Consider the following 15,776-nt stretch of genomic DNA (forward strand, 5'->3'; position numbering starts at 1 on the left):
GGTCGCAACCGGAAATCTTAGCCGTGGCCGTGGTCTGGAAAAGCGGCATCGGCCGTGCGGCCCGATGGGTTTGAGGGCGCAATATACGTCGCTGTCGCGACGTGCTTGGATGATGTGGAGACGACAGTGGCGATCATGTTCGTCAGAGCACAGGTGATCAGCAGGGGGGCGGGACGCAGCATTGTCTCGGCCGCCGCCTACCGCCATCGCGCCCGGATGATGGACGAGCAGGCCGGCACATCCTTCAGCTATCGGGGCGGAGCGTCGGAGCTCGTACATGAGGAGCTGGCGCTGCCCGAGGATATCCCCGCCTGGCTGAAGAGCGCGATCGCCGGAAAAACCGGCGCCGGCGCCAGCGAGATACACTGGAACGCGGTCGACGCCTTCGAGAAGCGGTCCGACGCGCAGCTTGCCCGCGAGTTGATCATTGCCCTGCCGGAAGAGCTGACGCGCGCGGAAAGCATCTCGCTGGTGCGGGAATTCGTCCAGAACAATCTGACATCGAAGGGCATGGTTGCCGACTGGGTATTCCATGACAAGGACGGCAATCCTCACATCCATCTGATGACGACGCTCAGGCCTCTGACGGAGGAGGGCTTCGGACCGAAAAAGGTGCCCATCCTCGGCGAGGGCGGCGAACCATTGCGTGTCGTCACGCCAGATCGCCCGAATGGCAAGATCGTCTACAAGCTGTGGGCCGGCGACACGGAAATGATGAAGGGGTGGAAAATCGCCTGGGCGGAAACAGCCAATCGCCATCTGGCGCTTGCCGGCCATGAGATCCGTCTCGATGGCCGCTCCTATGCCGAGCAGGGCCTCGACGGCATCGCGCAGAAACACCTCGGACCGGAGAAGGCCGCGCTCGCCCGCAAAGGCGTCGAGATGTATTTCGCGCCGGCCGATCTCGCGCGCCGGCAGGAGATGGCAGACCGGCTGTTGGCCGATCCCGAGCTTCTGCTGAAGCAGCTCGGCAATGAACGCTCCACCTTCGATGAGCGCGATATCGCCAAGGCGCTGCATCGGTATGTCGACGATCCCGTCGACTTCGCCAATATCCGTGCCCGGCTGATGGCTTCGGATGAGCTCGTGCTGCTGAGGCCGCAGCAGATCGAAGCCGAGAGCGGGAAGGTATCGGAGCCGGCGATCTTCACTACACGAGAAATCCTGCGGATCGAATACGACATGGCGCAGGTGGCACACGTTCTATCGCAACGGCACGGCTTCGCTGCGTCCGATGATGATGTTGCTGCGGCGATCGAACAAGTCGAGACACAGGATCCGCAAACACCCTTCCGTCTCGATCCCGAGCAGGTCGATGCCGTCAGGCATATCACTCGTGACAATGCTATTGCGGCCGTTGTCGGTCTTGCCGGCGCGGGCAAGTCGACGCTTCTCGCAGCCGCTCGTGTGGCCTGGGAGGGGAAATGTCGCAGGGTGATCGGCGCAGCACTTGCAGGCAAGGCGGCGGAGGGGTTGGAGGACAGTTCCGGCATCAGGTCGCGTACGCTGGCGTCTTGGGAACTGGCGTGGGCCGGCGGGCGCGAACAGTTGGGCCGCGGCGATGTACTTGTCATCGACGAGGCCGGTATGGTGTCGTCGCAGCAGATGGGCCGCGTCCTCAAGGTCGTCGACAATGCGAGGGCGAAGGTCGTCCTGGTCGGCGACGCGATGCAGCTACAGCCCATCCAGGCTGGTGCGGCATTCCGCGCGATCAGCCAGCGCATCGGCTTTGCGGAGCTCGCCGGCGTGCGCCGCCAGCGCGAAGAATGGGCACGCGATGTCTCACGGCTCTTCGCCCGCGGCGAGGTCGAGAAAGGACTCGACGCCTATGCCCAGCACGGCCGCCTCGCTGAGGCGGAAACGCGCGAGGAAATCGTCGGCCGGATCGTGGCCGATTGGACAGGGGCACGCAAAACGGCGATCGAGACGTCCGTCGCTGAAGGCAAGGACGGCCGTCTTCGCGGAGACGAACTCCTCGTGCTCGCCCACACCAATGATGCCGTGAAGCGGCTGAACGAGGCGCTGCGCGCAGTGATGATCGGCGAGGGCGCGCTCGGCGACCGTCGCGCCTTTCGGACGGAACGCGGAGAGCGGGAATTTGCCGCCGGCGACCGCATCATCTTCCTCGAAAACGCTCGCATTGTTGAACCGCGGGCAAGGCGTCTCGGTCCTCAATACGTGAAGAACGGCATGCTCGGCACGATTGTTGCCACCGGCGACAAACGCGGCGACACATTACTCTCCGTGCGTCTCGATAACGGCCGCGATGTCGTCATCAGCGAGGATAGCTATCGCAATGTCGACCACGGTTACGCCGCGACCATCCACAAGTCGCAGGGCGCCACCGTCGACAGGACCTTCGTACTTGCCACCGGCATGATGGATCAGCATCTGACTTATGTGTCGATGACCCGTCATCGCGACCGCGCCGATCTCTATGCGGCGAAGGAAGACTTCGAGGTGAAGCCGGAATGGGGGCGGAAGCCGCGTGTCGATCATGCGGCTGGCGTTATCGGCGAGCTGGTGGAAACAGGCGAGGCGAAGTTCCGGCCGCAGGACGAGGATGCCAAGGAAAGCCCTTATGCCGATGTGAGGACCGACGATGGCAGCCTCCATCGCCTCTGGGGCGTGAGCCTGCCGAAGGCGCTTGAGGATGTCGGCGTCTCCGTGGGCGACACGGTCACTCTGCGCAAGGACGGCGTCGAGCGGGTCAAGGTCCAGGTTCCTGTTGTCGATGAGAATACCGGGCAGAAACGGTTCGAGGAAAAGGAGGTCGAGCGCAACGTCTGGACCGCCAAGCAGATCGAAACCGCGGATGCCCGACAGGAACGGATCGAGCGAGAAAGTCATCGGCCGGAGCTGTTCAAGCAACTAGTCGAGCGCCTGTCGCGCTCCGGCGCCAAGACCACCACACTCGATTTCGAGAGCGAGGCCGGTTACCGGGCGCATGCACAAGATTTCGCGCGGCGGCGGGGGATCGACAATCTCGCTCAAGCCGCGGCCGGAATGGAGGAGGGCGTTTCGCGGCGGCTGGCGTGGGTTGCCGAGAAGCGCGAGCAGGTGGCGAAGCTTTGGGAGAGGGCGAGCGTGGCGCTCGGATTTGTGATCGAGCGGGAACGGCGCGCTTCTTACAACGAGGCTCAGAGCGAAACTCTCGCAGCAGAAGTCGCGGCCGGCGGGAAATATCTGATCCCGCCCACCATCATGTTCGCCCGCAGTGTCGAGGAGGATGGGCGCCGCGCGCAACTCGCTTCAGAACGGTGGAAGGAGCGAGAAGCGATCCTGCGGCCGCTGCTGGAGAAAATCTATCGCGATCCGGATCACGCGCTTGTCCGCCTGAACGCGCTGGCGTCGGATGCCGCCGTCAGGCCCCGAAAGCTTGCTGGCGATCTTGCTGCCGAGCCAGAGCGGCTCGGCCGACTACGCGGATCCGACAGGATGGTCGATGGCCGTGCGGCACGCGACGAGCGCAATGCGGCCGCAGCCGCTCTGCCGGAAATGTTGCCGCTCGCTCGCTCCCATGCGACCGAGTTTCGTCTGCAGGCCGAGCGCTTCGGCATCCGTGAAGAGCAACGCCGCGCCCACATGTCCCTGTCGATCCCCGCGCTCTCGAAACCGGCAATGGCGCGTCTCGTTGAAATCGAGGCGGTCCGGGACAGGGGCGGAGACGATGCGTACAAGACTGCCTTCACCTTTGCTGTCGAGGACCGTCTACTGGTCCAGGAGGTCAAAGCCGTCAACGATGCCTTGACCGCACGCTTCGGCTGGAGCGCCTTCACCGCGAAGGCGGATGCGGTTGCTGAGCGCAACATGAGCGAGCGCATGCCGGGGCATGTTGCTCCCGAGCGCCGCGACAAGCTCACCCGCCTCTTCACCGTCATCCGGCGGTTTGCAGAGGAACAGCATCTGGCCGAGAGGCAGGACCGCTCGAAGATCGTTGCCGGCGCCAGCGTCGAGGTCGGAAAGGAGACCGTGCCCATGTTGCCGATGCTCGCCGCAGTGACCGAGTTCAGGACGCCGGTGGACGAGGAGGCTCGGGAGAGGGTATTGGCTATTCCGAACTATCGACATCATCGCACGTCGCTCGCCGAGACCGCGACGCGCATCTGGCGCGATCCGGCCGGCGCGGTCGCCAAGATCGAAGACCTTGTCGTGAAGGGCTTTGCCGGCGAGCGGATCGGCGCGGCGGTCAGCAACGATCCCGCCGCCTATGGTGCGTTACGCGGATCCGATCGCATCATGGACAAAATGCTCGCGGTCGGCCGCGAACGGAAAGAGGCGCTCCAGGCCGTACCGGAAGCCGCAAGCCGCGTGCGTTCGATCAGTGCGTCCTATGTTAGCGCGCTCGATACCGAAACAGGCGCCGTCACAGAAGAGCGCCGGCGTATGGCGGTTGCCATTCCTGGTTTGTCGCAAGCGGCCGAGGACGCACTCCGACAGCTAGCGGCCGACGTGAAAAAGAGACAAGAAAAGGTGAATGACGCCACGGTCGCCGTCGCTGCGGGCTCGCTCGATCCGCCCATTAGGCAGGAGTTCGCTGCTGTCAGCCGAGCGCTCGACGAGCGTTTCGGCAGAAACGCGATCCTGCGCGGTGAGAAAGATGTCGCCAATCGCGTATCGCCGGGACAGCGCCGCGCCTTCGAGGCGATGCGGGAGCGCCTGCAGGTGCTGCAGCAAGCGGTGCGGGCGCAGAGCAGCCAGGAGATCATTTCGGAACGCCAGCGGCGTGCCATTGATCGCGCTCGCGGTCTCACCCGATAGTCATTTTTGAGAAACGAAAGGAAAAGCACATGGCAGAACAGGAAACATCCTACGACGCGATCGTCCGCGTCGAGATCGCCATCGAGATCCTCAACCAGGCGCGCGTTATCGTCATCGCGCGCATCTATGAACACGAGGGCACGAATGCTGGTGCGGCTGAGGCGCTGCGCCGGCGCCGGCGCGATCTCATTGAGCTGCAGCAGAGCATCCGTGTCGCCGACCTTGATGGGACCGAAAACCACATCGCGGTCTGGGGACCGCGCGTGCAGGACGAGGCCCGCTTCTGGGCGGAGTTCTGACCATGACGGAGGAGCTGGCATCCGGCCGGCTCTCGCCGGAGAGGAACGAGAGCATTTTCCGCAATGACATTCTGCTCGATTATCTGCCAGAGGCGATGCGGCGCGTTGACCGCCCGCGACTTATTCTGCTCGGCGGTCAGCCGGGTGCCGGCAAGACGGCGGTGCTCATCGCCAGCCATGCGGAGCTTGAGCAATCGGGATCGACGATCCGCATCGTCGGCGATGATCTTGTGTTGAGCTGGATGGAAGAGCGAAATGCCCCGGACGATCGCATTGCTGCGGTGAGGACGCGCGCCGCCGAAGACGCAAACTTTCTGCTCACGCAACGCCGCGACACCGGCAGTGAGAAGAGTCATTGTCACGGGCGGGGACGACCATTCAGAACCATACCGATGCGCTGGACCCCTTCGTTCGAGCGGCATCAGATCGCGATGCAGCATCGAGAGGAACAGGCAAGGCAAAGACTGGAAATACCATATCCGTCACAAGGGCTGTCGGAAGTGCTGGCGGCTGAAGACCATGAGCAGGTCCGTCGTTTGAAGGCGGAGCCGCTTGAGGGCCTATCGAGTGCAATTGGAAGGCGCCTGTCGCCGGCCGACAAGGCCGACCTGCGGGACGGCAACCCAGCCAGGTTGGCCTCATTGGCGATCAGTCCGGAGCAGGGCGTCACCTTCCGTCATGTCCACGAGCGCACGAGGGCAGCCCAAGATAGATCGCGCCGCCAAAGTAGCGATCTTGCGCGCGGTACCCAGCTCGAGATCCGGCGGTAGTATCAGGCTCGCGCTTACGACCTCACCAGCCTATGAGCATTGCATCCTGTCGTCGTTGGGAGAGCATTTGCCGAATCCTCGGAATGGAATCCCGTCAGCAGGGAGCCACTCGATGGCTCTCGCGGAGACGGGGGTGAATTTCAGTAGGGCGCCCTCAAGTAACGTTCGAATCCCATAGAACGTTACAAGGTCAAGGGCGGAAGCCCGAAAGAGCAAACCATCCTCGGTGGACCGTATGATCGCGCGTCCCTCATCAAAGTCCAGAAGTCTGTCAGCTCCGTCGTTGATGATAGGTCCGAAGAAATCCCGGATATGCATGCAGATTTTCTCGGCAATTGAGGGCGGGTGCGCGATGGCAACGAAAGCCTCGCTAACATATTGGTGCATTTGAATTCCTTTCCAGCCACGCCGCTGCTTTGCGGTACACGGATCCAGTGGGTCGCAGAGAGTTCGAGTTCATGCGGTCATCGGTTCGGGGATAGGAGCACCTTGTCTCGAAAGTGCAGGACGCCGATATTGCGGTTCGGTAATCTTGGTTTTCAGACGCATCTGGGCGGGGACGCGCGGCGAGACCTTTAATACCCCGCAGCACACCGGAAATTTTCCAGCCGTCAGGTCGATCGAGCTCATCGAGTTCGGCGCCGGCACGTTTCAATATCCGCCGCATGTGCGGTTCATAGTTCGAGATCAAGGTGTCAATGCCGTTTTCCAACGCCAGCCGCAGCGTGCCAGAAGCAACAGGCAAAAGGCCCGCTCTGGGCGCAAGTCCGGGAAATCGCGCTCGATCGCTTTCTCATAGGCCATATAGTTTGCGACCACGCCTCTCCATGGTCGTCATCGGAAGCAGAGCGTCAAGGGCCGATATCAGCGCCAGTACCGGACGGCGACCAAGGTGACAGCTGCGGCGATCAAATACCGCGGCGTGTGTACGAAGGCACCTGGATTGCGGCTGAGAAGGCGGCGCCGCCTGAAGTTCTCCGCCTGGTGGCGATTGTCAGGCCGGGTCCGATCCAGGGCGATACGCTCCATCAGAAGTTTGCGGAGAAGGCGTTCGCACAGCTTGAGGTTTGGCTCCTACGGATTTCCGGAATCCCACCCGGGGTCCTTCACTCTGATCGCCTGGCGCCGTCAACCAAGACCATCGGCGGCGCGAAGTCACTTGCGCCATCGCTCAAATATCGTTGCCAAAAGTCGCCAATAAGGAAATAAACTTCGGCCGCATCTTCTTGGGCACTGCCATGAAGGCATCGACCAAGCGCTGGCCCTCTTCGGTCGCTACGAACTCTTCCCGCACGACCGCCTTTTGATTCAATTCCGCATTGTCGGCGCCGGCGGACGTCGACAAGTTTTCGAAAAAATAGGTAATCACCACGTCTAAAGTCTGTGCGATTCCATAAAGAACCGATGAGCTCACGCGGTTGGCGCCGCGCTCATATTTTTGTATTTGCTGAAAGGAAACTCCCACGGCGGCGCCAAGCGCAGTCTGTGACATCCTCAGCTGCTGACGGCGCCTTTTGATGCGCTTGCCAACCTCCTTGTCCACGCTTCGATTGGAATCCAAGTTTGGCGCCGAATGCCCTTCGACAAAAGCGACGGTGGTTGAGATTTTGTGCTGCATGAAGCGCTCCCCCGACCAAATGGTCTGATAGTCAGAAGCCGGGGAGTTCGAACAGCTGTTGGTACAGCCCCCATGGACTTTAGCGCGAACGCCTCTTTCATAGACCATGAGCTCCCCGACCAATGCTGGTCGCGAAGATGTTGCTTGAGAAAGCATAACCAAATGGGGGTTCGACGCCCCAAGACAACCAAGTTGCCTGGATAGTACTCTAGCAACCCGATTCACATTTGCAAAGAACTTTAAGACAAGGTCTTAACATCGACTACTAACAAGATTGCGGTCAAGCCATTTCAAACTCGGCCGTCCTTCGAACCATCTTTCTGTGTTTCGAGCACGACCATGCGCAGAAGGTAGCGCACAAACTGGAGGTCGTTATTTGGCGGATAGCGCCGGCAAAGCTCATCCACAACCTCCAGCAAGTGCGCGGTTTCCCTATGAACTACTCCAAACATAAAGCGGTGAGCTTCGCCTGCATCCATCAACGATTTGCTACGTCGGGCCACACTTGGTCCTCCGTTTACGCCGGCGTCGGAAAGCGTTCTTGGACGCCTGCGTCAAGAAGGTTGTCCGAAGGGAGCAAAGGCTGATGGATGCCGTATCTTTGACGATGCCGTTGCAAGAGATCGAAAGAAAGCTTTGCCGCCGCGAGTTGAACAGCCTTATTGTTCTCTACTGAGAAGCTTGCAAGAACACGAACCGGATACCCTCTTTTCTTCATCATTCTGACGAGTTGAGGGTAGGTCAGAAAGAGAATCTCTTTGACGTTTAGTTGCAGCAAACATTCGAGCACCCCCGTCATCAAAACATCTGACGCTGGGATGCCGTTGACCGATGGTGCATTCAGCGCTGTCGCGCAGCGAGTCCACTCAAAAACTTCCGGCCCTCTTGGCGGTTCCAGCGAAGCATCTCGATAGATATCAGTGGCGAGGTGTGGGCCTGTGGTTGGCAGAAGGCGTGAATATCCGACTACCGTGTCGTCATGCAGCAAGACGATATGAATGGCTGTCTCGTTGTCGAACCTATCGCGTTCCCGCCCATCCGGCCGACGCAATTCACTCCAACCTAGCTGCTCGACAAATCTGGTGTGCCTAAAACGCCAAATGCGCTCCATCAGTGCAGGATCCTCGTGTTCGTGAATCATGCGCAGCATTTTCATTTCTCCGGAGATTGCATTCAGAAATGATGCTACCTCGGATAAGCAAAATCTATTCGTAAATTGTCGTATTTTTCAGCGCTGCAAGCCGTGGCGAAATGCTTCCGCAATTAACTGCGCTCGGTTAGCCACCGATAGCTTCCGTTGCAAATTGACGATATGAGCTTGAACCGTCCGGTGAGAGCGCCCGGTGATCTGGCCGATTTCGCGGTCTGTCTTGCCGGCAGCGCACCAAGTCAAACATTCGCTTTCGCTCTTGGTAATGTGGACGCTCTGCTCCGGGATTGTTCGGGGCGCCGACAACCCTAAAAGTCGTGCGTGAGCGCTTGCGGCCACGATTTGGAAAATCCTGGACTCCTGCAGCGACAATGGTTCGCGCAGGCCGGCAACAGAGAAAAGACCGTCCAGCCCAGTTTTGGAGTGGAGAGGGATAGTCAGGCCCTCGGCCAGGCCAAAATCTCTCGCTTCGTCCATGATCCGCTTGCCTTTCGAGCCAGGCGATTGCCGCGGCAAGGATCTTGACCAATGTACTGGCGATCCGGACTGTCGCACATGGTTTGCGACAGGGTCGGCATGAAAATAATTCAGGTTAAGATAGCGGTTGAGCCAAGCACGCGGCCAGCGTTCCCAGACGAAGTAATTGTCGAGCCGTTCATGGGTGAGGGGCAAGAATGCCATAGCGAAATAGTCCAGGCCAAGATGCTCGTTGACGCGCTCGATGCTGACCAAGAGTTCAGGTTTGTCTTCCGCCTTCTCACAGGATGTGAGAAACTCACACAGAATATCCATCAGGAACTGTTCCATTGAGAATGACCTTTCCAAACCCAGTTCGGTGACAGTTGCTAGCGTTTCCGAATGGGGTGATGTCGCCGATGTCCATCAGTTTGCATTTCTGACGTTGCGTAAGCCTCCTGAAGCCGACTAGCCAAATAGAAGGATGTGTCCGGTCCTTAACTGTCGAGATGCTCACGGCAAATCGCTTCTACGATGTTCCTCAGAGCGGTCACCCGCTCGACCACCCAGTTCAGTTCCTCGTCCGTGATCGAATATTTCGCAGAATAACGGGCTTCTACGTAGGCGCGATCGATGCGAGAGAAACAGCGACGCGCAAATTTCGTATCCCGTGGCCAGGCTTCGATCAGCCTCGGATTGACGCGTTCGGCATGGGAGCGAAGCGCCGACAGGCGGTGAGATTTCGGGCTATACAGCGTCAGAACCTGAAGGACGCAATGATAAAGGCGCTCAATTACTTGGTGAAGATCAAAAGCGCCTTCGTTGACATAGCCCCGGTTAATCGCCTCCAGCGCGAGCTCGAAGCGGTTCGACGCGCTTGGAAACCATTGCTCAAAATAGCGCTGCGCCTCTTGCTTGGCTTCGTGCGGCGAAAGCTGCCTCGGGGTGGCGAGGGGATGGCCGGGCGCATCATAAAGGGCGATCCCGTCCCGAGCGATGTCAACGAAGAAAGGCCGGCCCCTTGCCAGCTGATCATTCACGTCGTGGAGAGAGTGAACGATAAAGTTCACAGGCGTTTCCAGCTGCTTGGTGATCGTCAGCTCTCGGATAAAACGCTCTGCGGCGGTTTCCCAGTATTCGGCGGCCTCCGCAGCGCTGTGTGCATTGACGACGATAAGCAGGTCATAGTCGGAGCGATAGCCGCTCTTGCGATCCTCGACCCAGCCGCCGCGCGCGTACGATCCGAACAGGATGATCTTCAGGATCCGCGCACTCTTGTGCTCGTCCTTCTGTTTACTTTTCCGTGCTGCCTCGAACTCGTTGAACAAGATGCGGGCGACCTCCGCCAGCTCTTCTTGCTTGCGCTGGGGCAGGTGATTGAGACCATCTATATGCATCAGGCATGTCCTAAGGGCTGTTCCTGAACCGAACCGGCTGCAAACGCGACGCTGCGATGCATTGAAGTTTCGCACAATCGAAAGATGTAGTCACTGGAAAAGAGAAGTTATCCACAATATGGATGCATCACTCCAGTCAAGTCCGGGAAAGCATCGACGTGACATCAGGATCTCTGCCAATTATCATTCTAAACGGCTCGCCGACTGAGCGGGGTAGAAAGCACGGAGCAGTTCTTTCTCGGCTCATCCACGCGAGGCTCCGCAAATTAAGACAATCGGTTGAGTCCTTTGAATGGCGCGGCGCGAAGTCCCTAGCGGCTAAATCCTTCGAGCAGATCGTGCGGGTTGCGCCGGACGTGGCGCTCGAACTGGAGGGCATCGCCGATGGCGCGGAACTTGCTGTACTCGACATCTACCTTCTTTCCTGTTTCGAATATTTCGCCGAAGGCCGCACGGGTTGCACGTCTGCAGGGCTGTGCACGCCGCAAGGCGCGATCCTCGGACAGAACTGGGATGCGCCGGCAGAGGAGGCCGGAGACATCGTCGTTCTCCTGCATGAGGATGCCAATGAGCGGTTCGTGACCGTTGCTTCGGCGGGCACACTCGGCTGGGTTGGCATCAATGGCAATGGCTTGGCGTTTGTCAACAATGACCTCATACTCGACTCGAGGTTGGACGGACTGCCCAGCCTTGTCATCCGCCGGATGATGCTGGGCGCGCCGAATGCAGCGAAAGCGGTCGATCTTTTGCGCCAAAACCCGCACATGTCAGGCCGCTGCTTTCTTGTTGGCGATGCCGCTGGAATTTTGAAAGTGGCGGAGGTCTCCCCAGGTGTCGGCGTTGTCGACGCGGCTGCTCAATCTATGATCCACACAAATCATCCCCTCTTCCCAGCGGTCGCAATGTGGGAGAATGGCGAAGCGGTTGCTCGCCTCTATCCATCCAGCCACGAGAGACTTCGCGCTGCAAGCCACCTGTCGCTTACCAGCATTGACGACATCAAGGTTCTATTGCGCGACCGAAGCGGCGCACCGGACGCTATCTGCAAATCGATTTCGGCGCGTGAAGCAACCGAAACCGCATTCTCAGTGATCTTCGACTGTGGTCGACGCGAGGTCCTCATTGCAGCGGGACGTCCGGACCTCTGTTCATATCAGCGCCTGAAGCTGCTTCAAGGTGCGGAAGTCTAGGCTGCCTGTGAATGCCCGCCATTGGCGCGGGAATATTGGGCAAAATGCGCGGCAAGCTCCTCGGCTCGGGCTTCACATTCCTCCGGTTGATAAGCATCGAGTTCGTATCCGAGGACCTCACGCATGACGCCAGCTGCATGTTCGGTAAAGCGCACGGTTCCGTCGTCATCGACGCTTTCGATGCCGTCGAAGCGCTGACATTGCCGGTTGATGTCAATCGCTTCGTCCAGAGTCAATTTAGCCGGCAGATCGACCAACAGGCCCATCGGTGAAATACAGACCGGATAGCCGCCCACTAAACCCAAAGGCCCTGGCGCGTGCACGACCTGCCCAGAACGCTTCGCAAGGGCCAACAGCATCGCGGTTGCTGAGGAAGCCGTCACCGATTGCCCGGCGAGACCCTTGACCCGTCGGTAGCGTCCTGCGACCAGCGAAAATAATGTGTCGTGGTCGATCTCGGCGCGCGGCACCTCCAACCCGTTCGCATAGACTGTAAGGTGGTAGGGCGCGCCGTCAGTACCGCCTGTGCTCGGCATACGATAACTTACATAATGTTGCGCAAAGAAGCGGATCTCAATCGCGCCTGGACCCAACCCGAGCAGATCCGCAGCTGCCAGCCGTATACCCGGCACTGCATTGGCAATGTTGCCAATGCCAATCGCCGGGGCCAAGCCCTCCGCGGCGAGTGACGCGTTAACGACGTCGGGATAGGAGGCATTGACGACGGTAGCCTGACTATTCGCCAGACGCACCGCCTTCATTAGCCTGCGGATCAGCACCTGATGCATCGGAGTCCAGATTCCGCCCCGTGCGGCGTCAAGCCTCTTGAAGGCTTCAACCGGCAGCTTAGTGATCACCCACCAGCTATGTAGCGTCGTAGCGTTGAAAATGATGTCGGGCTTTAGTCTGGCGATCGCGTCTGCCGTCGCGTCAATATTCATAAGGTCGATTGGCACGATGTCGACAGGCCGCGATTGTCCGAGGTTCAGGGCCGTATAGCGGGCGAGATTGACGCGCTGTAGGGCCTTGTCCACGTTACGCGCGCCGACCGTGAGGCTAAGGGCCGCTCCGCTCTGTAGCAAGAAATCCAAGACATCTCCTCCAAGGACTCCCTGCCCGAGGATCAAAATTTTCGCTGCCGTTCCCTTATCAGTCATCGTCAAACCTCCAAGTGCTCGCATAGATATAAAGAGAATTTCGTTGCATCAGAAGATTGCATTATGCAGCGAACCGACGTAGCTTGCAATCTGAAATATCTGCAGTCTCATAAATCAAGTATAGGTGGTGGCAATGCGGTTCAGGGATAGTCCTGAAATTGTGGTCGATCTTGATGCTATCGAGCAGAACTTTGCGGTGGTCAAATTGCTGGTTGGGACGGCAGTTGCCATCAGCGCAGTCGTCAAGAGCGACGCGTATGGCCTAGGCATTGATGAGATTCTCGATCCACTTTTGGCTGCAGGCTGCCGCAGCTTTTTTGTTGCAAATGTCTGTGAGGCGCTTCTTGTGCGGGAGCGACTGCGAGCGGCAGAGGTCTTTATTCTCGAAGCTGGAGCTATGGATGAAAAGGGCGTCTATGATCTCGCCGGCTTCATTCCTGTTTGTAACAACATGGCAGATGTGGATGCTGCATCGCTTAGCCATGGCTCATATGCCATCAACCTGGACACTGGCTTCTCCCGTTTCGGACTGAGCTTCCCTGAGTTGAGGGAGGTCGTCCACCGCAAACTGCCGGCGCCGGCGCTCGTCATGAGCCATCTGGCCTGCGCCGACGACCCGGTCAGCATTCGCAATCAGTTGCAGAAGAACCGGTTCGTGCAGATGTGCGGGCTCATTCCGAGTGCGCCTCGCAGTCTCGCTGCCTCCGCCGGGATATCGCTTGGCACCGATTATCATTTCGAGCGGGTTCGAATAGGGTCTGCCCTTTATGGGCTCAATAATGCTGGGCTCGACCCAAACCCTTTCGCCAGCGTCGTCTCACTGAGGGCTCGTATCGCAGACGTTCGCCTCGTCCATGCCGGCGAAACTGTTGGATATATGGGAACGTTTCGGGCCAGCCGGCCAACTTGGCTTGGGATCGTGGCAATCGGCTACGCTCACGGCCTAGCCTGGTCTTTGTCGAACAGAGCCAGTGCCGAAATAGGCTCCTATTTGGCGCCACTCGCCGGCCGCATCGCGATGGAATATGCCGCGATTGATCTGACCGACGTGCCGGCAACGCTCCACAGGCCGGGGCTCTGGGTCGATCTCGTCAATTCCCGGTTACCGCTCGAAGCGATGGCACGTGCAGCCTCAACCGTCCCGCAAGAGGTCCTTTTGCGTCTCGGGGCGTCATCGCGCCGCTTTTATCTTAGAAACAGGGCCAGAGGCGACGTATGACCGAAAGACGCCGCGCACAGATCTCGCTTGTCCTTTCGGCTACTGCCTTCAGCACAGCCGGCCTATTCGTGGGATTACTCGACAACATTGATGTCTGGACCATTCTCTTTTGGCGCAGCTTGTTTGCACTCGGCTTCACCCTGCTTTGGGCGATATTCCAGGTGGATGGCCGCGCAACCCTCGAGCTCGATCGACCGGCTCTTGCAGCGGCCGTTCTCTCGGCCGCCGCAACGCTCCTCTTCATTCCGGCCCTTAAACTCACGTCAGTCGCTGATGTCGCGGTTATTCACGGGGCGCTTCCCCTGCTGACAGCCGCGCTGGCGCGCATGATCGACAACGAGCCGGTAGGAGCGTTGACTCTCTGCCTTTGCGCAGCCATCACAATCGGCACTCTCGTCATTTTCGCCGGCTCGGCACCAACCGAGACCCGCTTTTATGGAGATTGTCTTGCCTTGGCCATGACTGCATCCATGGCCTTGATGACCATTGCTTTCCGGCGGTCGAAGAGCCAATCGGTGCTCGCCGCTGTTGCAGCATCGAACTCAATCGCAACGATGGTTGCTGCTGGATTCATGCCGAAGCACGCCGTTCCATCGGGGGCGCTCGCCATTCTCGCCACCTTTGCGTTCTTCCAGATGACACTCGGCCTCATCTTTTTTGCCGGTGGCGCTCGGCTGCTGGCGCCGGCCGAGACTGCAATCTTGTCGCTTACTGAAGTGCCTTTGTCTCCCCTTTGGGTCTGGATTGCCTTCGGTTCGCGGCCCCGCATACAGACGGTGTTAGGCGGCGGCCTGATCCTCGCGGCAGTTCTCGTTCATCTCTTTATGATCCGCTCGGTCGCCTCCGTGCCAATCCCACCACAACCAGATTGTAAGGAATGATCCCATGGCTAGGAACAGGCTGCCCGGCATCGTAAGTGTGGCCGATATTGCAACAGGCTTTCGCGGTGTCATTGTCGATGTTTTCGGCGTCCTCCATGATGGCGTTGCCGCTTTTCCCGATGCGATCGATGCCCTCAGAGGGCTTCGATCGCGCGGCATGCGAATCTGTCTGCTTTCAAATTCTCCAAGGCGATCGGCCGAGGTTGCCGCTCGCCTGAGCATGATGAAAATTGGCCAAGACCTCTATGATGGCCTGATAACGTCCGGCCAAATGGTCTGTGATGCCGTTTCCGGCGAGGGCCCGGTCACCGGTATGCAGTTCGGGCGGCGTTACCTCCATATTGGGCCAACCGACCTTTCCGGCCTACTCGACGGGCTCGGCCCTCAACCTGTCATCTCGGCAGCCCAAGCGACTTTTCTCCTCGCGACAGGCGTGCCTGACGACGGTAATGATGCCGCGCTCGCTTGCAGCCTTGCAGAAGCACGTGGGCACGGGCTCCCGATGATTTGTGCCAATCCCGACCTCGAGGTCGATATTGGCTGCCGCCGGATCGTTTGTGCGGGTACCATCGCGTTACGGTATGAGAACCTTGGGGGATTTGTCGCCCGATATGGCAAGCCCAGCTTTGCGGCCTATGCCCGCGCCTTGGACGTCCTCGGCCTGCCTGCCGGGGACGTTCTCGCAATCGGCGACAGCCTCGAGACCGATATCCTGGGGGCAAATCGTGCTGGGATCGCGTCTGCTCTGGTCATGACCGGAATTCATCGTGGTTTCGCCACCGAAAAGGCAGAACCCGACTGGAAGGGGCTTTGGCGCCTTTGCCGCCGCCACAGCGCAAAGCCCAAATTTATTCTGTCGACGTTTGATTGGAGATAGC

Annotated in this window: 14 protein-coding genes; 7 read left to right on the forward strand and 7 right to left on the reverse strand. The window is 59.3% G+C overall.

Annotation, left to right across the window (positions count from 1 at the left end; genetic code table 11):
• Positions 1-126: 126 nt before the first annotated feature.
• Genes traA through AB4Z52_RS21045 form a run of 3 tightly spaced genes read left to right on the forward strand, consistent with a single transcriptional unit; the run spans position 127 to position 5,830 of the window.
• On the forward strand, positions 127-4,761 hold the full coding sequence (traA, locus tag AB4Z52_RS21035; RefSeq protein ID WP_442219859.1) for a Ti-type conjugative transfer relaxase TraA: 4,635 nt from the start codon (positions 127-129) through the stop codon (positions 4,759-4,761).
• Between the two features lie 29 nt (positions 4,762-4,790).
• Positions 4,791-5,060: a hypothetical protein gene (locus AB4Z52_RS21040; RefSeq protein WP_442219860.1), complete on the forward strand. Its 270-nt coding sequence runs from the start codon at positions 4,791-4,793 to the stop codon at positions 5,058-5,060.
• Between the two features lie 2 nt (positions 5,061-5,062).
• Complete coding sequence (locus AB4Z52_RS21045) at positions 5,063-5,830, forward strand: zeta toxin family protein (protein WP_442219861.1); 768 nt, start codon at positions 5,063-5,065, stop codon at positions 5,828-5,830.
• A gap of 30 nt (positions 5,831-5,860) precedes the next feature.
• On the opposite strand, the gene rctB is transcribed toward AB4Z52_RS21045, so the two are convergent.
• The 6 genes from rctB to AB4Z52_RS21075 form a co-directional block, all read right to left on the reverse strand.
• Positions 5,861-6,217, reverse strand: a complete 357-nt coding sequence (gene rctB, locus AB4Z52_RS21050; protein ID WP_442219862.1) for an SMa0974 family conjugal transfer regulator — start codon at positions 6,215-6,217, stop codon at positions 5,861-5,863.
• A gap of 784 nt (positions 6,218-7,001) precedes the next feature.
• Positions 7,002-7,448, reverse strand: a complete 447-nt coding sequence (locus AB4Z52_RS21055; RefSeq protein ID WP_442219863.1) for a helix-turn-helix domain-containing protein — start codon at positions 7,446-7,448, stop codon at positions 7,002-7,004.
• 290 nt (positions 7,449-7,738) lie between these two features.
• Positions 7,739-7,927 carry a hypothetical protein gene (locus AB4Z52_RS21060; protein WP_442219864.1) on the reverse strand — a complete coding sequence of 63 codons (189 nt, stop codon included), beginning with the start codon at positions 7,925-7,927 and terminating at the stop codon, positions 7,739-7,741.
• Between the two features lie 38 nt (positions 7,928-7,965).
• Positions 7,966-8,598, reverse strand: a complete 633-nt coding sequence (locus tag AB4Z52_RS21065; protein ID WP_442219865.1) for an acyl-homoserine-lactone synthase — start codon at positions 8,596-8,598, stop codon at positions 7,966-7,968.
• A 78-nt stretch (positions 8,599-8,676) separates the two neighbouring features.
• Positions 8,677-9,405 (reverse strand): helix-turn-helix transcriptional regulator, encoded by a 729-nt coding sequence (locus AB4Z52_RS21070; protein WP_442219866.1) that lies wholly within the window; start codon positions 9,403-9,405, stop codon positions 8,677-8,679.
• A gap of 146 nt (positions 9,406-9,551) precedes the next feature.
• On the reverse strand, positions 9,552-10,451 hold the full coding sequence (locus AB4Z52_RS21075) for a HEPN domain-containing protein (protein WP_442219867.1): 900 nt from the start codon (positions 10,449-10,451) through the stop codon (positions 9,552-9,554).
• 122 nt (positions 10,452-10,573) lie between these two features.
• Between AB4Z52_RS21075 and AB4Z52_RS21080 the strand changes: the two genes are divergently transcribed.
• Positions 10,574-11,641, forward strand: coding sequence for a C45 family autoproteolytic acyltransferase/hydolase (locus tag AB4Z52_RS21080; protein WP_442219868.1), 1,068 nt, complete (start codon positions 10,574-10,576; stop codon positions 11,639-11,641).
• Here the strand turns inward: AB4Z52_RS21080 and AB4Z52_RS21085 are convergent.
• Positions 11,638-12,732, reverse strand: a complete 1,095-nt coding sequence (locus tag AB4Z52_RS21085; protein ID WP_442219869.1) for a hypothetical protein — start codon at positions 12,730-12,732, stop codon at positions 11,638-11,640. The two genes, AB4Z52_RS21080 and AB4Z52_RS21085, sit on opposite strands and share 4 nt — an antisense overlap.
• A 199-nt stretch (positions 12,733-12,931) precedes the next feature.
• On the opposite strand from AB4Z52_RS21085, the gene alr reads away from it, so the two are divergent.
• Genes alr through AB4Z52_RS21100 form a run of 3 tightly spaced genes read left to right on the forward strand, consistent with a single transcriptional unit; the run spans position 12,932 to position 15,775 of the window.
• Complete coding sequence (gene alr, locus AB4Z52_RS21090; protein ID WP_442219870.1) at positions 12,932-14,017, forward strand: alanine racemase; 1,086 nt, start codon at positions 12,932-12,934, stop codon at positions 14,015-14,017.
• Positions 14,014-14,898 (forward strand): DMT family transporter, encoded by an 885-nt coding sequence (locus tag AB4Z52_RS21095; RefSeq protein WP_442219871.1) that lies wholly within the window; start codon positions 14,014-14,016, stop codon positions 14,896-14,898. The genes alr and AB4Z52_RS21095 overlap by 4 nt, the downstream gene beginning before the upstream one ends.
• Positions 14,899-14,902: 4 nt before the next feature.
• Positions 14,903-15,775, forward strand: coding sequence for a TIGR01459 family HAD-type hydrolase (locus AB4Z52_RS21100; protein ID WP_442219872.1), 873 nt, complete (start codon positions 14,903-14,905; stop codon positions 15,773-15,775).
• Position 15,776: the final 1 nt, after the last annotated feature.

The organism is Rhizobium sp. 2YAF20 (genome assembly GCF_052114685.1).
Lineage (GTDB): Bacteria > Pseudomonadota > Alphaproteobacteria > Rhizobiales > Rhizobiaceae > Rhizobium.

Coding starts and splice junctions, on each gene's coding strand:
- AB4Z52_RS21040 (WP_442219860.1), top strand. CDS start 4,791: ATGGCAGAACAGGAAACATCCTACGACGCGATCGTCCGCGTCGAGATC.
- AB4Z52_RS21045 (WP_442219861.1), top strand. CDS start 5,063: ATGACGGAGGAGCTGGCATCCGGCCGGCTCTCGCCGGAGAGGAACGAG.
- rctB (WP_442219862.1), bottom strand. CDS start 6,217: ATGCACCAATATGTTAGCGAGGCTTTCGTTGCCATCGCGCACCCGCCC.
- AB4Z52_RS21055 (WP_442219863.1), bottom strand. CDS start 7,448: ATGCAGCACAAAATCTCAACCACCGTCGCTTTTGTCGAAGGGCATTCG.
- AB4Z52_RS21060 (WP_442219864.1), bottom strand. CDS start 7,927: ATGGATGCAGGCGAAGCTCACCGCTTTATGTTTGGAGTAGTTCATAGG.
- AB4Z52_RS21065 (WP_442219865.1), bottom strand. CDS start 8,598: ATGCTGCGCATGATTCACGAACACGAGGATCCTGCACTGATGGAGCGC.
- AB4Z52_RS21070 (WP_442219866.1), bottom strand. CDS start 9,405: ATGGAACAGTTCCTGATGGATATTCTGTGTGAGTTTCTCACATCCTGT.
- AB4Z52_RS21075 (WP_442219867.1), bottom strand. CDS start 10,451: ATGCATATAGATGGTCTCAATCACCTGCCCCAGCGCAAGCAAGAAGAG.
- AB4Z52_RS21080 (WP_442219868.1), top strand. CDS start 10,574: ATGCATCACTCCAGTCAAGTCCGGGAAAGCATCGACGTGACATCAGGA.
- alr (WP_442219870.1), top strand. CDS start 12,932: ATGCGGTTCAGGGATAGTCCTGAAATTGTGGTCGATCTTGATGCTATC.
- AB4Z52_RS21095 (WP_442219871.1), top strand. CDS start 14,014: ATGACCGAAAGACGCCGCGCACAGATCTCGCTTGTCCTTTCGGCTACT.
- AB4Z52_RS21100 (WP_442219872.1), top strand. CDS start 14,903: ATGGCTAGGAACAGGCTGCCCGGCATCGTAAGTGTGGCCGATATTGCA.